Consider the following 18,394-nt stretch of genomic DNA (forward strand, 5'->3'; position numbering starts at 1 on the left):
AAATCACAACCTCAAATCTGTGCCATTGGCGCTGACGGGGAACAGAAAGCATCCGAAGCGGCAATGGCGGTAAGCTTTGCGGGCAGTCCCTCGGGCACGGGTGAAATCTCCAGACTTCCTAGACGCTGCTGCCAGTCGGCAGTGCCGCTGCTCATGGCAGGCGGCAGCCCAAGTCCTTCCAGCGTCTTGCCGGCCTCGCGCAGCTCAGCCGCGCGCCGCAGGCCGTGGACGAGCATCCGGTCGAACCGGTAGTCCGCACCGGTCGCCCAGTCGTTGCCGAAGCTCGAAAGGACCTCTTCGGTCACACCCGCCCGCTCGCAGGCAATCAGGCATTCGGCGGTCAGCGCTTCGACTCCCTTGTACATCACCGAACGCAGCATCTTGATGGTCGAAGCACGCCCCACCTCATCGCCCACGGCGCGCGATGCCGTGAAGCCCAGACCGGCCAGCGCCTCGCGCCCGGCTTCAGCGTGCGGACCTGAAATCAGCAGCGGAACATCCATGCATTTGGGCCGCACGGGCGCCATCACCGCAACATCGACATAGCGCCCGCCAGCCGCATCTATTACCTCTGCAGCAGCACGCTTGGTGCCCGGAGCGACCGAATTCATGTCGCAGAATAGCGCCCCCTTCGCGATGCAGGATGCAGCCTGCTCGGCAACGTCCAGCGCTGCTGCAGACCGTCACGCCGAGTTCCGCCATGACTCTGCCACGGGCAGGATTGATGTCGAACGCCCGCGCGGCAGATTTCCAGTCACCCGCAGATGCGAATGTGGAGCCCGCCTCACCAAAACCGATCTGCGCCAATTCCATCATGGCCAGCGAGGTGCACCCCCACAGGCTCAACCGCCAATCGGAACTGCCCGAGGGGCATAAGATCAGGTTAATCTCTTAAACCCGCCAGGCCCGCAAATTGCTTAGTTCATAGAGCGAATGTGCGATAAGTTTGCGTGCTTGAAGCCCGGCACAACTTCGCTAGCAGCGCACAAATCATCAATGAAATCCCGCTGCACCGCGGTTGGCCGCCATGAGGCGCGCCACGTCATGCCGATGGTTCGCCCCAGTCCTGGCGGCAACCGCGCCAACTGGACCAGCCAGCCAGCTTCCATTTCCACGGCAACCTGATCGGGCGAGAGCAGCGTCAGAAAGTCGCTGTCCATCAACAACTGACGTACCATCATGACCGAGCCGGATTCAATTGGCACCAATGGCAGAGCGGAACCGGCCCGCTCGAAGAAGCGCTCGAAGCTGTCGCGCAGGGGCGCGCCGCGCTGGGGCACAACCCAGTCATACCGGGCCAGGTCTTCCGCAGACGGAGCCTTTCCGGCCAGCGGATGGCCGGCACGCCCGTAGATGGCGGGAAGGTCTTCAAACAGCGCGGTCTGAATCAGGTCCTCTTCCATCAAGGGGTCCCGCAAGGCGCCTATCATGAGATCGAGCACCCCCTGCCGCAATGGCTCCAGCAATTCCGCGCGGGAGCCTTCGGCAATCCGCAAGCGAACCTTCGGATGATTGCGGATAAAACGCGCCACGGCCCCCGGCAGAACCCGCGCCCGTGACAGCGGCATGGCACCAACGGCGATGCTGCGCGTTTCGCGCCCTTTGAGAGCCTCGACCTCTGACAGGCCCATTTCCAATTCGACCCGCGCCAAACGGAAGGCACGGACAACGGCGTAACCGGCCTCGGTCAGTGCAACGATCTTCCCGCGCCGTTCCACCAGCTTGCGCCGCATCGCCGTCGACAGGTCCGCAACAGCACGGTGGATCGACGGAAGCGAAAGGCCTGACATCTGACTGGCCCCCGCGTAGCTGCCCTGATCCGCAAGCGTCAGGAGCGCGCGGAGGCGTGACATGGTGACGTGTGAACCGTTCAGCTGACCCATCGCCGCATCAATGCGCGGGGCCAGCAATATGGCGGCCTCTGTCGGCACCATCCCGTCAAAACGGCGTTCAAACAGGATTACCCCCAGTTGCTTCTCCAGCCTTCCCAGTGCCTGCGTTATCGCTGGCTGACTGAGATTCACGGCATCTGCTGCTGCATTTACCGTCCCCAGCTCCACGATTTTCGCCGCAGCCTTGAGGTGGCGTAAATTGAACTGCCATATCTCCATTCAATCACTCTTAGCGAAAACCTATAGCATCGCCAAAGTTTCTCTTTCCGCTCACCGGCAAGGTTGACCATGTGAGGGAAGAGAAGTTGGAGCACGAAACATGGGTATCGTCGTACAGAACATCGAACGGGCTGATCCAGCCGTCATCGACGGGCTCGGTGCCTGCGGTGTTGCTACCGTGCATGAGGCTCAGGGACGAACCGGTCTTCTCGCCAGCTACATGCGGCCGATCTATTCCGGTGCCCGGATTGCCGGTTCGGCCGTGACGATCAGTTCGCCCCCCGGCGACAACTGGATGGTCCATGTCGCCATCGAACAGCTCAAGGAAGGCGACATTCTCCTGCTCGCTCCCACCTCCCCTTGCGAGGACGGCTATTTCGGTGACTTGCTGGCCACCAGCGCCATGGCGCGCGGCTGCCGCGGTCTGGTTATCGACGCCGGTGTGCGCGATGTCCGCGACCTCACCGAGATGGGCTTTCCCGTCTGGTCCAAGGCGATCTATGCGCAGGGCACGGTCAAGAACACGCTCGGATCGGTCAACGTGCCGGTCGTTTGCGCAAACTGCGCCGTAAATCCGGGGGACGTGATTGTCGCCGATGACGACGGCGTCGTCTGTGTGCCGCGTGAAAAGGCGGCCGAGGTGCTCGAAAAGGCGCGTGCACGGGAAGCCAACGAAGGGGAGAAGCGCGAAAAGCTCGCCGCCGGCGTCCTTGGCCTCGATATGTACAAGATGCGCGAGCGCCTCGAAAAGGAAGGCCTCAAATATGTCTGACGTGCTCTCCAGCGCGCCGGTCATGTGGATGCGCGGGGGAACATCCAAGGGGGCCTATTTCCTCAAGGAAGACCTGCCTGCAGATCCGGCCGCGCGCGACGCCTTCCTGCTGCGGGTCATGGGCTCGCCCGATCCGCGCCAGATCGACGGCATGGGCGGGGCGGATCCGTTGACCAGCAAAGTTGCCGTGATCAGCCATTCCGACCGCGCGGGCGTGGATGTCGAATATCACTTCTTCCAGGTCTTCGTGGATCAGGCGCTTGTCTCGGACGCCCAGAATTGCGGCAACATCCTGGCTGGCGTCGCCCCCTTTGCCATTGAGCGCGGGCTGGTAGAGCCGGCGGACGGCGAGACCAAAGTGATGATTTACATGGTCAACACGGGCCAAGTCTCGGTAGCCACGGTGCAGACGCCGGGCGGCAGGGTCACTTACGAGGGTGATGCCGCGATCGACGGTGTCCCCGGAGCCCACGCCCCCGTCCCCATCGCGTTTCGCGATACCGCAGGTTCGATGTGCGGCTCGCTGCTGCCAACCGGCAACGCGGTGGACGAGGTGAATGGCATCAAGGTCACGCTGATCGACAATGGTATGCCCTGTGCCGTGATGAAGGCCTCGGACCTGGGCATCACCGGCTACGAGAGCCGCGAGGAACTCGATGCGGACACCGTGCTCAAGGAAAAGATCGAGGCCATCCGCCTGGCCGTGGGCGAACGGATGAACCTGGGCGACGTCACCGAAAAATCGGTCCCCAAGATGTTCCTTGTTTCGCCTCCGGCAAACGGCGGCGCGATCAACACCCGCAGCTTCATCCCGCATCGCGCCCACGCGACGGTCGGCGTTCTGGCCGTCGTGACGGTAGCCACTGCCGCACTGATCGAGGGAACGCCCGCCGCCGAAGTTGCGACGATCCCGGCCGGTGAGCGCAAGACTCTCTCCGTCGAGCACCCGACCGGGGAAATGAGGTGCGTGCTTGAAATTGACGACAGTGGCGCAGTGGCCAGCGCGGCCCTGCTGCGCACCGCGCGCAAGATTATGGACGGAACCGTCTATGTCTGACCGTATCATTTCCTGGCATAGTGCCCCCAGCAAGCCTGCTTACACGCCGCCTGCGGGCGCGGTGGACGCGCATTGCCACGTGTTCGGGCCAATGGCTCGGTTCCCGTTCAGCGCCAAGGCCAAGTATCTCCCCGAAGACGCCGGGCCGGACCAGCTGTTTGCACTGCGCGATCACCTGGGCTTTTCCCGCAATGTGATCGTGCAGGCCAGCTGCCACGGCACCGACAATGCAGCCACGCTCGATGCCATTGCGAAGTCCGAAGGCCCTGATGGATTTAAGCGGGCCCGCGGTGTGGCCGTGGTCGATCCTGCTGTCGACGAAGCCGGACTGGCCGCACTCCATGACGCCGGCATCCGCGGCATTCGCTTCAACTTTCTCAAACGGCTCGTCGATGACGCCCCGAAGGACAAGTTCCTCGATGTCACGGCGCGCTTGCCTGAAAGCTGGCACGTCGTGATCTACTTCGAGGCCGACATCCTTGAGGAATTGCGCCCCTTCATGGACGCCATTCCTGTCCCGCTCGTCATCGACCACATGGGCCGCCCCGACGTGCGTCAGGGACCGGACGGCAAAGACATGATGGCGTTCCGGCGCCTGCTCGATTCCCGCGAGGATATCTGGTTCAAGGCCACCTGCCCCGAGCGTCTGGACGCCGTCAAGGAAGGCGGCATGGGTGCCCCCTGGGACAATTTCGCGGCGGCTGTCGCACCGCTTGTGGCCGACTACCAGGACCGGGTGATCTGGGGCACCGACTGGCCTCATCCCAACATGCAGGACGAGATCGCCGACGATGGCCACATAGTCGACATGATCCCCCGCATTGCGCCAAGCGCGGCCTTGCAGGAAAAGATGCTGGTGACCAACCCAATGCGGCTTTACTGGCCTGAAGAGCTCTGATTTTCCGGCAGTTCAGTGCGGGAAAAAGGGGTGATTGCCTCTAGGCAACCACCCCTTCCTGTTTGGCCGGTCCAGTCTTGGGAGGGTGGGTTCAGACCGGCAGGCCAACATAATTTTCAGCAATGCTGCGCTGCGCAGCCTCACTGGTGGCGATATAGTCGAGTTCAGCCACCTGCATCCGCCGCTCAAACGGCCCGTGCCCGGGGAAACGGTGCATGAGCTTGGTTAGCGACCAGCTGAAGCGCTCGGACTTCCACACGCGTGAAAGCGCCTTGCCCGAATAGGCCGGCACGGCATCGCCGTCGCCCGCCCTGAATAGGCCAATCAAGGCTTCCGCGGCATAGTACACGTCGCTTGCCGCCAGGTTCAGCCCCTTGGCACCGGTGGGCGGCACGATATGCGCAGCATCACCGCAAAGCAGCAGGCTGCCATGGCGCATTGGCTCGAACACGAACGAACGCAGCGGTGCGATCGACTTTTCGATCGAAGGCCCGCGCACAATATGCGCCGCGGCATCGGGACCAAGACGCATCGCCAATTCGTCCCATATCCGCTCGTCAGACCAGTCCTCGACCTTCTCGGTCAATGGAACGTCGATGTAGTAACGGCTGCGCGTGTGCGAGCGCATGGAGGCCAATGCAAAGCCCCGCTCGTGATTGGCATAGATCAGCTCATGGTTGCAGGGCGGCACATCGGCGAGGATGCCAAGCCAGCCGAACGGATAGACCCGCTCATACCCCTGGCCGGCCGAAGCCGGGATCGCCTGGCGCGAAGGACCATGGAAGCCGTCGCAGCCCACGATGATACGGGCGTCGATCCGGTGCTGCGTGCCGCCCTTGCGATAGGTGACAAAGGGCGCGTCGCTCTCAATGTCGTGCAGCGCGACATCGGCCGCCTCGTAGATCACTTCCAGTCCGCGACCGGCGCTCGCCTCCATCAGGTCACGGGTCAGTTCGGTCTGGCCGTAGACCATGACTTCCGTGCCGGTCAGCGCCTTGATGTCGATGTGGATCAGGCGTTCGCCATCGGCCAGGTTGAAACCGTCATGCGGAAGCCCTTCCGCCTTCATTCGCGCATCAAGGCCCAGCCGTTCCATCAGTCCGACCGTAACCTGCTCCAGTACCCCGGCGCGAATTCGTGAAAGGACATAGTCACCGGTCTGGCGCTCAAGAACGACGCAGTCGATCCCTTCGGCGCGAAGCAAATGCCCGAGCATCAGGCCTGCTGGTCCGGCACCAATAATGGCGGCCTGAACTTTCATGTGCATTCTCTCCAGCGGAAGTCATCAGGAGATGGATCAGCGTTCGGCGAGCCGCCAATCGAAAGCAACCACCCCCTATAAGTTTAGGATAAAATTCTTTGTCTGAATGGGCCTCCCAAGGGCAAAACACGCCAAAAATTCTTTGGTTATAGCCGAGGTGAAAGACACCCTCGGCTATAACCTTGATGTTTCTTTCAGTTATTCACCGACCATCGTTACAGGGCCGATAAGGCCTGACGGCCGCAATGGCGCATCAGCCCGGTAAGTCGGCATTGCTGTCCAGGTCACCTTCTCGGCGCCTTCCTGCGCATCGCCGATCAGGCGATTGACCCATGTATTGGCGACGCGGATTTCGACTGAATTGGTACCTTTGCGCAAGGCGCCGCCGATGTTGAGCCGGTAGGGGGCGTGCCAGACCGTGCCGACGTCCCGGCCATTGACCGAAACCTGCGCCAAATCTCCCACCACGCCAAGATCAAGCCACAGTGCCGAACCCGGCTTCGTACCCTTCGGCAGCGCGAACGTCCTGGAATAGGTTGCAATGCCGGAGAAGTACTTCACGCCGTCCAGACCGTTCTTCTCAAGCGGTGTCAGGTGATCGAGGTGGATCGCTTCAGGCGCGCCGCGTCCTTTCTGGAACTGGACCGTCCAGTTGGCATCCAGGTGAGCAAGCGCCTTTTCGGCTTTTGCCGGCAAGACCAGACGCGTCGTATCGGTCTTCTCGCGGAAAACGACGAATACCGCCTCGCCCGGCTGCAGGGCGAGAGGCACCACTGTCTCGCCGTTGCCCATCTGATAGCTGACCGGTTCGGTTGCGCCCGTTTCGGCGTGCCACAGTTCAGGTTTCTGGCCTGCAACACGGAAATGCGCCTCAATCGTCTGGGGCGTGTTCTGCTGGTTCACGAGGTAATAGATATCGCCCTTGGCGCCGCGGCGATGAACGAACGGAATGTTCGCCCCCTCACTGCCCCCGGTAAAGCGGAAGTCCGGCCGGACACCAGCCTTTTCAAGCGCAGCTTCGATATCGCCGCTGGCGATCACGCGCCCCTTCCCCACTTGCGCTTCAGGTCCGCCGGGCCACAGCCTGGCAACCAGCGCCAGCCATTCGCCGCTTTCGCCTGCCTCTGCAGCCATCTGGCTGGGCGTGGAAACCGGCGCCTTGCCGATCACCGTTGCGCCGCCTTCAACAAGACCGGCGAGCTTCCTGAGCGCGCCAAGCGTCATGTAATGGCTCGAACCTCCCAGGTAGATCGCGCTATAACGCGCCCCGCCTGGCGAAACGACATCGCGCCCGTCATTTGCAAGCAGACCTGTCAGGGCATCGTAGTTGAGGAAGTCATAGGCATGTGTCACCGGCGCGCCGGCCACTGCCTTGTCTCCATAGAGCCCGGTCAGCGGCGCCTCCTCGCCATAGAAATAGGCGACGTCGGCAACATTCCGCCCCGATTGCAGGAGGAGCGAGCTGCGCGCCATGTAGTCCACCCAGGGGCGGGCCATTTCCGCCCAGCTCTCCATGCGATTGAAATACTGGCCAAAGATGAACAGCGAGAGGCCGGGCTTCTTGTCGTCAACCGGAACGTGGACCGAGGTATGAATAACCGGGCGGTTGATCCCGTTCACGAACTCCATGTCGATAACGTGCTTCAGGTCCTTCGGCGCAAAAGCCCAGGGCGCCATCGCAGAGGTCATCGATTCAGCCGCGACGAGGTTCTGACCATAGAGATGCGCAACCGAAGCCGCGCCCTTCATGTCCGCGATCAGCGTCTGGCGCGGACCTTCGTCGCCGAACGTCCACATCGCCGCCATCGGAACGTCGGTATGGCTGCGCATCGCCATGTCGTCGCCCAGCATCGGGCGCTTGTCTTCCAGCGCTTCGCCATAGACCTTGAGACCGTTCTCATGCGCCACTCGCGCAATTGTCCCGTAGTGCTCACTGGCGAGCAGATCGGCCAGAGTGCGGCGATAGTCGTAAAGGAACCTGTCAGACTGAGTCCTGGTCCCGACCAGCACCCCGGTCAAGGCAGGAAGCCAGGGCCGTGGGTCGTACCCGCGCAAGCGCTGGAACTGCTCCAGCATTCTGGGCGTCCAGTTCGCTTCGCCAACCTCAATGGAATCCGTAAGCAACGCCTGGACGCCGCGCTTGCCGATCATGCCTGGCCCTGCGGCCTCCTTGTACATGGCAAGATAATGATCGAGGTAGCGCCGCACGGCATCGCCGTCGAACTTGTCGACTTCAAGTCCGGTTGCCTCTGCGGGGGCCGGATGGTTGGTCGTACCGAGCAGTGAATAGCCCATCCGCAATACACGCCAGCGCTGCCCCTTCGGCAGGGGCGGAGCCTGCCAGTCAAGCGTACCGTCGGCCTGCAACTTCCCGGTAAGATCGACAACCGCCCCCGGCGCTATGCCCTTTGCACCATCAGAAGGTTCCTGCAGGGCGTAATAGTCGCGGCTCATCGCGAAGCCGGACTTGGTCTCGAAACGGTCAATCCGCGCATCCTCGCCCAGCGCGAAAGTGCCCACGACGAGCGGCTTTTTTGCCATCATGGCACCAATGCCATCGAACAGGCCGCCCATTGCCACACCCGGCGCGGGAGACCCCAGGCCGCCGTCAGGTTTGCGCGGGGCGAGGATCAGCCGGAAGTGGGATGCAGTGACTGCGGGAAAGCTGACGGTTGTCGGCACTGCACCGAGCGCCACCGATGCGACCGGCGCCCAGTTGGTTCCGTCCACACTCGATTCCAGCGCCCCCGTGAAGGCGGCGCCCGCAAATGGCACTATCACTTCAGGAACGAACACGGTGGCCGAGCGAATAGTCACCGGCCGCCGATAGTCCAGTCTCAGTTCCGGCGCTTTCCCGTCCTGACGCGCCAGCGTCACGCCCTTTTCAAGATCGGCATCGAAAAGCGATGCGGCCGCAAGCCCGTTGCCAAGACCATCGCTTGCACGCGGCAAAGGATGAGCAGTTTCGACCGCTTCGGGAAAGGCAAAAACCCCGGCATCCCCGAAATATGAAGGCCCGGCAGCCGCCGGATGACCCGAGATCATTTCCTCGATCGACAGCGGCGGCCCCAAAGTCTGATACGGACCCGTCACTGCAGGCGGCGGCGCGAGCTTTGCCTTGAAGCGTTTTCCGGCCGGAACTGCCGTTTCCGACCAGACCAGCTTCTTGAGACCATCTTTCGGCTTCACCCAGGGACCGCCGGTTTCCGACCAGCCTGGAGACGAGGCTATGGCCATTTCGAGACCCGCCTTGTCTGCCTCGTGGACGGCGAAGCGGAACGCGTCCTTCCATTCCGGCGTCATGTAGACCAGCCGGTGATCCACCACTTGCGGCGTCTGCAGGTTGGCATCGAAGGTTTGCAGCCCGCCAATCCCGACGCGCTTCATCCAGGCAATATCCTTGGCGATCCCGTCCTTCGAGATATTGCCGTTCATCCAGTGCCACCAGACCCGGGGCCGCGCCGAATTGGGGGGATCGCGAAATTCCTGCTCAAGGGGCACTGCGCCTGCGGACGCGGTTGCTCCGGCAGCGGAAGGCTGCGGCTCCGCGCGAAGAGGCATTGCAGTCATTGCGGCCCCGAGCAGCATGGCCTTGTAAATGCCGTGATTTCGACCTCTCATATTTGCCACTCTTTCCAACGTCTGGGGGTATTGTCCGTCAAGGCGGTGATATGGGCATTTGCCTCGACACGCTCGCGGCTGCACTCACCCGTTACAACGCGTTGCGCCGCGCAATGCTTTCGAGGACTCGCGCACTGGGCTTGGGCGTCCGGACGAATGTGGAGCGATCCACACTGCACAGGCCGAACTTGGGCTTGAAGCCAAAGATCCACTCGAAATTGTCGAGCAGCGACCAGTGCACATAGCCAAGCACGGGCACGGCATCGTCCATAGCCTTCTTGAGCCCGGCGAGGGCGGCGGGAATGAAACGCGCCCGCAAGGCATCGTCATCCGTCCCCACCCCATGTTCGGAGACAAGGATGGGCACCCCGGTGGCTGCGTGCACGTAGCGTACAGCGCCCGCAAGCGAAGGCGCCCAGACCTCGGTCCCCGACCAGTTGCGTTCGGCATCTGCGGGCGCGGGCAGGCGGCCTTCGGGGCCCCAAACGGCGCGTTCGTAATTCTGCACACCGATGAAGTCGTCCGCCTTGGCGAGATCAAGCCAGGCGGCGTATGTTTCGCTTCGCACGGCATCGCGCATGGAATGAGGGCCAGCGGCCTGATCATCGATGACCGAGAGCGTGAAACCGACGGGCAGATCCGGGCAGACAGACTTGATCGCCGCGCGCGCCGCCTTGTGGCCGGCAAGCAGCCCTGCCGCGATCGCATCGACATCCTCGCGGGCCGCCACATTGGCACAGACGAACTTTTCGACGCCCAGACGGCGTGCCGCCGCATCAAGCGTGGCGCGCTGCAAATCCCACACCTGCGGCGGCAACATAGGCTTGAGGATCTGGAGAATATTCGGCTCATTGAGCGTCATGGCCATCGCGATGTCAGAACCGATCGCGCGGGCCACCTTGTCGCAATAGCGCGCAAAAAGCGCCGGGGCTTCCGCGTTGGTCCAGCCGCCCTGCGCGCTGAACCAGCGCGGTGCGGTAAAGTGGTTGAACGTGACCAGCGGTTTCAGGCCCAGTTCGTTGCAGGCCGAGACAATTGCCTTGTAGTGATCGAGCATGGCCTGCGAAAACAGGCCCTTTTCCGGTTCGACCCGGGCCCACTCCACGCCGAAACGATAACTTGTCAGCCCAAGCCCCTTTGCAAGGGCAAGGTCGGTGCGCCACAACTCGAAGCTGTTGCAGGCATCACCCGAAGGCTCGGCGAAGATGGTTGGCTGCTGGTTCTCGATGAACCACAAGTCGGACGCGGTATTGTTGCCCTCGATCTGATGCGGAGCCGCCGCCGCTCCCCAAAGGAACTCTTCCGGAAAGGCGCGGGAAGGCTTATTACCGTCCCGTGCAATCGCCGGGGCAGCCCCCAGCATCGCGCTCGCGGCAAGCAGGGTACGGCGATCGAGAGAGGGAAAGCTGGCCATGGCAAACCTCAGGTGTGTTCAGCGAAAAAGGAGAGCAATGCGCCGGCAAGGGCCGTATCCCTGGTGCCGATGTGCATCGCCAGCGTATAATGATTGTGCCAGTTCGCGTAATGCGCCCAGGGCAAGGTGCCGTGCCGCTCAAGACGCGCCTGCATCAGTTCCACCCATTCAGTCTGGAATCGCTGCGGATCGAAGCGTGCGCAGGCCAGGAACAAGGGCAGATCGGTCTCCACCACCGCCTCACGGGGCATACGATCCGCGTAGAATTCCTGCGAACCGTAATAAAGCTCATCGCGATCCGCGAGCGGAGTAAAACCGTAGATGCCGGACAGCATCGCCGCAGCCCGCACCTGCGCGGCGTGATCCGGGCAAAGGCGCAGATAGCCAGCGATATGCACAGATCCCGCGGATGTTCCCAGCAGCACGATGCGCTCGGGATCACCCCCATAGGCTGCCACATTTGCCCGCAGCCACGCGACGGCCAGGGCCACGTCCTCGCTTCCCGCAGGCCAGACATGGCCCGGCGCGAGGCGATAGTTCATGACCGCGCCAAGCCATCCGGACCGGGCAGCCCAGCGCCCGATGTGAGCATTGGGCCAGTGCTCCCCCGCCCCGCCCTTGTCTCCCAGCACGAAACCACCGCCATGCACGAACAGGACGACAGGACGCGCACCCTGACCGCCCGCCCCTTGCCAGTAGAGATCGAGGCGATGGCGCGGGTCGCTACCATAGGCGCAATCAGAGGCAGCGGGCGCGAGGGTGTTGGCCACAGGCTCCTGTTCCCCGGCGAGCAGCGCACGGCATTGCGCGACGGCCTGCGGGCCTAGCGAGCGGCCCATCCCGGCGATTGCGGCCCTGTATTCCTCAGGTGTCACGACTGTGCCTCCATCCTCTCGCGAGCGCCCGGCACAGCGAAAAGCCGGGTCAGCGAGACTGTTGTCACCGTGCAGCCCAACACTGCGCCGTAGATGAGCTTGATGCCCAGCGCTGCCAGCCGGCCTGACTCTGTCAATCCACCTCTCCCGATGCGCTATGAGGCATTCCCGTGTACCGGCCGGACCGGTTCTGTAACAGTCCGGCCGGTTGCGGTCAGAACTGCATCTGGGCCGAAACGCCGATCGTGCGGCGGCCTTCGCGCGTCATCCAGTTCACGTAGCCGCCGGCATCCGCGAAGGGCAACGAAATGACCGCCGCATGGAAACGCTGATCGAGAAGGTTGCGTGCGAACACACCCACCCTCCAGTTGCCGTCCGGGTGGCCGATACCGGCGTTGAGCCCGATCGTCCCGTATCCCTTCTGGTATGCATAGGCGTCGGCAACGGCATACTGCACACGGCTGCGGTAGTAGAAATTCGCAGACCAGTCGAACTGCAGGGTATCGGTAACCGGCAGGCGCAAGTCGGCGCCGAAAGTGGCGCTGTACTTGGGAGCACCGGAAAGCGGTTCACCCTTGGCCTGGACCAGCGAAGTAACACCGTCATCGGCGAGGTAGCAGGTGTAGCCGCTCTTCACGACACCAGGACAGGCCGTCACATAATTCGTGAACTTGGTGTCAGAATAAGTGAAGCCGCCGTTGAGCGAGAATTCCGGAGAAACGCGCCAGGAAGCGTCAATCTCGAAGCCTTTCGCATCGAACCCCCCAGCGTTTTCGGTGAGGAATTCCACACCGTTGAACACCGAGGTCTGAAGGTTCTTGTACTTGTCGAAGAAGACGTTCGCGTTGAAGGTAACAGCACGATCGAACAGCTGCGACTTGATGCCGACCGTGATGTCGCGAACGGTCTGCGGCTTCACGTTGGTCCGGGTCCCGGTGAGGCCCGAGAATGTGACCGTCGGCCCAAGATAGCCACGAGCGATCGTTCCGAACAGCATGACATCGGGCGTGATCTTGAACTCGCCGCCGAAACGGCCTGACCAAGATCCCTTCTTGGTGCTGCCCTTCAACTCATCCGCCGCGGTATAGGGAACGACGAAGCCCGGTACGGCGTATGCGAATTCCACGGTTGCGGGCGCATAGTTCGGATCGATAATCGAGAAGTACTGTGCCTTGACCCAGTCATACTGGTAACGGAGCCCGCCAATGACAGCGAGCCGGTCATTCAGATGATACTTGCCGTCAAAGAATGCAGCCAGCGAATCCGAACGGGTCTGGGTGTTGCCCTGACCACCCGAGATAGCGATCACCGGGGTTGCCATCAGGCCGCCGAGGTCAATCGTGGCGAACGGATAGGCCGGGCGGAGTTGCGCGCGGTTGAAATCGTTGCCGTCGCCAACCTTGCGCCGTGAAGCATAGACACCGCCGGTGAATTCCAGAGCACTTCCTGCAGGCGAGCTGATCCGCAGTTCCTGAGACAGGAAAGTCTGATCGACGCCCGTCGGTTGTGCCGTAAAGACCGGCATACTCGTGGCATCGATGGCAAAACGCTGCGGCCCTTCATCAAGGCGGCGCCAGGCCGTGACCGAGGTCAGGTTGTAATCGCCAAGGCCGAGATTGATCTCGACCGACGCGCCGTAGTTCTGCTCCGAAGTGTAGCCCTCGTAGTCCTCGACCGACTTGTCGTTGGCAAACCCCGGTGTAACGCCCAACGCGCTGAGATTGGCAAAGCGCGCCTGCATCAGCGGGTTGTAGGCAATCGAGTCCGGCAGGCGGTTGAGCGTCCACAACTGCCCCGGCCCCTTGCGGTCGATCTTCGAATAGTCACCGATCAGGTAGATCGAGAAATCATCGCTGCCTTCCAGCAGGAACTTGGCACGGGCCCCATAGCTTTCCTCGCCGCCCCACTTTTCGCCGCGATAGACGTTCTTGAGAAAGCCATCGATCTTCCGGTAAAATCCGAAGACGGCCAGCGCCGAGTTTTCGGATACCGGCAGGTTGATGCTGCCATTGGCATTCCATTCGTTGAGCGAGCCATAGCTGACGAAGCCCTTGCCGGACAGCATGGTGGGATCAGGCCGCCTGGTGGTGATGTTGATCACACCGGAAGATGCGTTCTTGCCGAACTGGGTTCCCTGCGGCCCCTTGAGAACCTCAACGCGTTCAAGGTCACCCAGCGAGTTGACCGGATTCCCGAACGGGATGACAACGTTGTCGACAACGGTGCCGACATTCTGTTCGGAAGAACTGGAAAAACCGCCAGCCGAACCCACGCCGCGCAGGCGGAATCCGGAATCGTTGGGCGAGGAACCGAACTGCACGCCCGAGAACTGATACTGAATGTCGTTCAGCTTCTGGAAGCCGCTCTTGGCAAGCTGGTCCCCGGTTACCGCCGAAACGGCGATGGGAACCTCCTGCAAACGCTCGGCCCGGCGTGAGGCGGTGACAATGATGTCGCCGCTCGTCGAAGCCACATCATCCGCAGCGGAATCCTGCGCCAGGGCAGGCGTGCTGAGAGTGCCGATCGCTATGCCCGCAAGGAGCACGAACTTGGTCGCGTTCATTCCTATAACTCCCTATTATTCTTGTTATTCCCGCGGGTGAGCCCGCGAGGCCTTCCTTATTCTTCGTCTGTAATGGGGTTGGTGAGGGTGCCGATGACGCCGATCGACACTTCCACGATATCGCCTGATTTCATGTAAAGCGGCGGCTTGCGCTTGTCGCCGACGCCGCCCGGCGTGCCCGAGGCGATCACGTCTCCCGGATGCAGTTCCGTGAACGTCGAACAATAGGCAATCACCGTGGGGATATCCCAGATCATGTCCGAGACCGGCTGGTCCTGCACCAGTTCCCCATTGAGACGGGTCTGGACACGCTGCGATGCCAGGTCGGCGACTAGGCTTGCCGGGATCATGGCCGGGCCAAAACCACCGGTGCCGGGCCAGGTCTTGCCCGGCGTGAACTGGATGTTGTGGCGCTGCCAGTCACGGATCGACCCGTCGTTGAACGGAGCGAACCCTGCCACGTGTTCCATGGCTTTCTCGGGCGCGATGCGGCGGCCGCCCTTGCCGATGATAACGGCCAGTTCGCCTTCGTAGTCGAAGCGTTCGCTTTCCGGAGGCCGCACCATGGGTTCGCCGTCTGCGACAAGGCTGTCGGCCCAGCGAGTGAAGATCGCCGGGTGTTCCTTTTGCTCCCGGCCGGTTTCGGCCACATGCGTGGCATAGTTGAGCCCCACGCACAGGATCTTGCCTGCATTCGGCACCACCGGCAGGAGCGTAACGGCATCACGGGCGAATTCGCCTGTCACGACAAGAGCGCCGAGATCCCGGTCCAATGAATCCTTGAGCCATGCCGAAGTGCCCGGCTTGCCCAGATCGAGAACCGTTCCCCCTTCGAGACGCCCGAAACTCGACGTTCCGTCAGGCCTTACAAAACTGATGTATCTGCTCATTTTTCTGTCTTCTCCCCTGCCCGGCCTGATCCCGGCGAATGCTGTCCGGCTTGCAAGAGCCGAAGCGGCCGCGCCAGAACCAGAGACCGGCGGTCAATCCTCAAGCGGTGCCGGCGCCCATTGCCGGCGGAAGCGGAAGCGTTCCTCCGCAACCCGTAACCCGTCGAAATCCTTGTCCGATATGCCCCACTGGTCGATGCGGTTGGGCGGCCAGGTCCAGTCCTCCGGAGCACCGGCCTTGTAGTCCTCGGGCACCTTCTCGACGGCGGTCGAGAATTCGATCACCGGGCCATAGGGCGCGATAAAGTAGGCATAGACATTGGCCCCCGGCCCATGGCGTCCCGGTCCCCAGGCCGGTGCATGGGCATGATCGCGCAGACGCCCGATGCCGCGCATCACGGCGTCGATATCCTCCATCTCGAAGGCAATGTGGTTGAGACTGGTGAACCCCGCACGGGCAAAGGCGGTCGAATGGTGGCTGTCATTGCAGCGCACGAAGACCATGCCCTTGGTCCGGTCCGACACCTTAAAGCCGAGCACGTCCTCGACTGCATGGCCGCAAGCTTCGGCATCGGCGGCATTGAACACGACATGCGTCAGCCTGACTGGCAGATCCCGCCCTTCGATGGGCGCCACCTCGGTGCTGCCGGCAAGAAAGCGCAGGATCACGCCTTCCGGCAGCTCTACCAGAATGCCCTCGCCAGCGCCCGGATCTTCGCTGGCCGCCGGACAGCAGGGCCAACCTGCCTGGCCGACGCGTTCCTTGAGCGCCGCAAGGTCCCCGGCCGAGCACACGAAAGTGGTCGAGCGCACGAATTCCTCGTCCGATTTTTCGAACGCAACGAGATAGGGAAACGGCCCCGAACCCCGCAGGTAATGCGTATCGCCGCGCACTTCGGACGGTGCCATGCCCCAGACTTCGGTCATGAACGCGGCGGCTGCTGCCGGATCGGGCAGCGCCAGTTCGATGCTGCGCAGCTTCACTTTGCATTCTCCTGATCCAGACCGGCCGAGACGATGCCAGCGCGCGCGCAGTCTGCGTCGCACTCGCCTGTATCGCCGCTGATGCCTACGGCACCGGTGACGCAGCCTGCCGCATCACGAACGATCACGCCGCCGGGCGAAAAGGCGATCTGGCCGCCGACGGCACCGCTCACGCTTTGAAAGAAAACGGGATTGCCTTTGGCTCTTTCGGCGAGCACCGCCGTATCCATGCCCATGCCAAGTGCCCCGGCTGCCTTGGCGCGAGCGATGTCGAAACGGAACAGGCTGGCGCCATCCTCCCGTGCAAAGGCGACGGGGTGGGCACCGGCATCGAGCACGATCACGGCCAGCGGCTTTGCGGCCCGGCTGCGGCCTTCGGCCAGTGCACCGGCCACAATGGCCTGCGCCTGCTCTAGGGTCAGGCTCATGCCGGTTGCTCCGCATTGGCGCGCAGCATCGTTAGCCGCGATGCAAGCAGATGCTCCGCGCTGTCCGCTGCCGTGCCGAACACATAATGATCGGGCCGCACCAGAACCGCATCGGCGCGGTTCGCATTCAGCCAGCCCATAACAGCGCCATGGTCGGGCAGAGTTGCCGCGACTACACGCGTCACGCCTTCGGCTTCGCCTGCCACAGTGTCATCCCGGACGAACAACCGCCATCCCTGGCCGGTAACGTCGTCCAGCTTCCGGCCATCTTCCATGACGGGTTGCACGAAGCGTTCGCCCGCTCCGCTCGTGCCCGCAGCGATTATTCCCGTGGCAATGGCAGGGATCAGGTCATGCGCGGTTTCACCGGCCTTGTCCTTCGCCCTGGAGCGGATATCGGCATCGCGTGCCGCTGCCTTTGCCGGGTCCAGTTCGCAAATGTAGCGTCCGGCATCGACGGCCGCGCCGATCACGGCGCGTACATGCGGATCACGTTCTGGCTGGTAGGTCTCCAGAATGGCCGGGTCCGCCCCGTCATTCTGGATCGCATCCATCTTCCACGCCAGATTGGCGATGTCGCGCAGACCGTGACACATCCCCTGCCCAAAAAACGGCGGCGTCTGGTGCGCCGCATCGCCTGCAAGGAACACGTTGCCGACCTTCCACTGTTCGGCGACAAGGCCATGGAAGCGGTAGGTGGCCGCCCGCACAATGCGATGCGGCACGTCCGCCATCCAAGCACCGACCAGCTCAGCGACCCGTTCCGGCCGCATCATTTCGGTATCGTCCTCGCCCGGAAGAAGCATGAATTCCCAGCGGCGATGATCGCGGCGCCCCGGCACGATCGTGGCCGGGCGTGCGGGATCGCACATCATCACCGAAAGCCGCTGCAGATCCGCATCCGCAGGCACGCCGGTGATCGGCGGGAAAGCGACTGGTCCCTCGACTTCGGCATCGACGACGAGCCACGGCTCTTCGAACTGCAGGTCGTCGAGAGCAACAGCCAGTGCCTTGCGCACCGTGCTGCGCGAACCGTCACAGGCGATAACCCAGCGTGCGCAGAGAGTCCTTGCCTCTCCGCCTTCCTCGAACGTTACCGCTACCCTGTCGCCGTGCTGTTCGAGGCCGGTAAATGTTGCACCGGTCTTGAGCTCGACGCTGTCCAGCCCGGCAAAGCCTTCGCGCAAGTGCTCTTCGAGTTCCGGCTGGTAGAAGAAGTAGTCGTTGGCCCAGCCAAACGGGCGGGGCTTGCCCACGGTCCCCATGTAGCGGATCACGCCATGATCGGCCCCGACGTGCAGGTGCCCGTCGGTGGCGATCATGTCCGGTTCCACGCGGTCAATCACACCGGCAGTCTGGAACAGCCGCATCATCTCGTGGTCGAGATGCACCGCACGCGGCAGCGGATAGTGCTCCAGTTCCTTTTCCAGAACGAGCACGGAAAGACCCGCCCGCCCCAGCATGTTGGCGGCCAGTGCCCCCACCGGGCCGCAACCGATGACGATGACATCGCTATCCAT

The 18,394-nt window shown here is 62.6% G+C and carries 15 protein-coding genes; 3 read left to right on the forward strand and 12 right to left on the reverse strand.

What is annotated here, in order from left to right; translation table 11 throughout:
• Positions 1-11: 11 nt before the first annotated feature.
• Positions 12-611 (reverse strand): NAD(P)-dependent oxidoreductase, encoded by a 600-nt coding sequence (locus MTR64_RS19270; protein WP_327194295.1) that lies wholly within the window; start codon positions 609-611, stop codon positions 12-14.
• 306 nt (positions 612-917) lie between these two features.
• Positions 918-2,111 (reverse strand): LysR family transcriptional regulator, encoded by a 1,194-nt coding sequence (locus MTR64_RS19275; protein WP_243996169.1) that lies wholly within the window; start codon positions 2,109-2,111, stop codon positions 918-920.
• A 100-nt stretch (positions 2,112-2,211) separates the two neighbouring features.
• On the opposite strand from MTR64_RS19275, the gene ligK reads away from it, so the two are divergent.
• Genes ligK through MTR64_RS19290 form a run of 3 tightly spaced genes read left to right on the forward strand, consistent with a single transcriptional unit; the run spans position 2,212 to position 4,838 of the window.
• Positions 2,212-2,883: a 4-carboxy-4-hydroxy-2-oxoadipate aldolase/oxaloacetate decarboxylase gene (gene ligK / locus MTR64_RS19280; protein WP_243996170.1), complete on the forward strand. Its 672-nt coding sequence runs from the start codon at positions 2,212-2,214 to the stop codon at positions 2,881-2,883.
• Positions 2,876-3,940, forward strand: a complete 1,065-nt coding sequence (locus tag MTR64_RS19285) for a 4-oxalomesaconate tautomerase (RefSeq protein ID WP_243996171.1) — start codon at positions 2,876-2,878, stop codon at positions 3,938-3,940. Before ligK ends, MTR64_RS19285 begins: the two co-directional genes overlap by 8 nt.
• Positions 3,933-4,838 carry an amidohydrolase family protein gene (locus tag MTR64_RS19290; RefSeq protein WP_243996172.1) on the forward strand — a complete coding sequence of 302 codons (906 nt, stop codon included), beginning with the start codon at positions 3,933-3,935 and terminating at the stop codon, positions 4,836-4,838. The genes MTR64_RS19285 and MTR64_RS19290 overlap by 8 nt, the downstream gene beginning before the upstream one ends.
• 91 nt (positions 4,839-4,929) lie before the next feature.
• Here the strand turns inward: MTR64_RS19290 and pobA are convergent, their stop codons facing one another.
• From pobA to MTR64_RS19340, 10 genes are all read right to left on the reverse strand, one after another.
• Positions 4,930-6,099: a 4-hydroxybenzoate 3-monooxygenase gene (gene pobA / locus MTR64_RS19295; RefSeq protein ID WP_243996173.1), complete on the reverse strand. Its 1,170-nt coding sequence runs from the start codon at positions 6,097-6,099 to the stop codon at positions 4,930-4,932.
• 198 nt (positions 6,100-6,297) lie between these two features.
• Entirely contained in the window at positions 6,298-9,669 is a 3,372-nt protein-coding gene (locus MTR64_RS19300) for a glycosyl hydrolase (RefSeq protein ID WP_419144970.1), read from the reverse strand.
• 142 nt (positions 9,670-9,811) lie between these two features.
• Positions 9,812-11,134 carry a family 1 glycosylhydrolase gene (locus MTR64_RS19305; RefSeq protein ID WP_243996175.1) on the reverse strand — a complete coding sequence of 441 codons (1,323 nt, stop codon included), beginning with the start codon at positions 11,132-11,134 and terminating at the stop codon, positions 9,812-9,814.
• Between the two features lie 8 nt (positions 11,135-11,142).
• On the reverse strand, positions 11,143-12,009 hold the full coding sequence (locus MTR64_RS19310) for an alpha/beta hydrolase (protein WP_327194296.1): 867 nt from the start codon (positions 12,007-12,009) through the stop codon (positions 11,143-11,145).
• Positions 12,006-12,146 (reverse strand): hypothetical protein, encoded by a 141-nt coding sequence (locus tag MTR64_RS19315; RefSeq protein ID WP_243996176.1) that lies wholly within the window; start codon positions 12,144-12,146, stop codon positions 12,006-12,008. Before MTR64_RS19315 ends, MTR64_RS19310 begins: the two co-directional genes overlap by 4 nt.
• Positions 12,147-12,223: 77 nt before the next feature.
• Positions 12,224-14,572 (reverse strand): TonB-dependent receptor, encoded by a 2,349-nt coding sequence (locus MTR64_RS19320; RefSeq protein ID WP_243996177.1) that lies wholly within the window; start codon positions 14,570-14,572, stop codon positions 12,224-12,226.
• A gap of 56 nt (positions 14,573-14,628) precedes the next feature.
• Positions 14,629-15,462, reverse strand: a complete 834-nt coding sequence (locus tag MTR64_RS19325; protein WP_243996178.1) for a fumarylacetoacetate hydrolase family protein — start codon at positions 15,460-15,462, stop codon at positions 14,629-14,631.
• Positions 15,463-15,555: 93 nt separating this feature from the next.
• Positions 15,556-16,446, reverse strand: coding sequence for a VOC family protein (locus tag MTR64_RS19330; protein ID WP_243996179.1), 891 nt, complete (start codon positions 16,444-16,446; stop codon positions 15,556-15,558).
• Entirely contained in the window at positions 16,443-16,874 is a 432-nt protein-coding gene (locus tag MTR64_RS19335) for a GlcG/HbpS family heme-binding protein (protein WP_243996180.1), read from the reverse strand. The genes MTR64_RS19330 and MTR64_RS19335 overlap by 4 nt, the downstream gene beginning before the upstream one ends.
• Positions 16,871-18,394: a bifunctional 3-(3-hydroxy-phenyl)propionate/3-hydroxycinnamic acid hydroxylase gene (locus tag MTR64_RS19340; protein ID WP_243996181.1), complete on the reverse strand. Its 1,524-nt coding sequence runs from the start codon at positions 18,392-18,394 to the stop codon at positions 16,871-16,873. The genes MTR64_RS19335 and MTR64_RS19340 overlap by 4 nt, the downstream gene beginning before the upstream one ends.

This window comes from Novosphingobium album (ex Hu et al. 2023) (genome assembly GCF_022832385.1).
Classification (GTDB): Bacteria; Pseudomonadota; Alphaproteobacteria; order Sphingomonadales; family Sphingomonadaceae; genus Novosphingobium; species Novosphingobium album.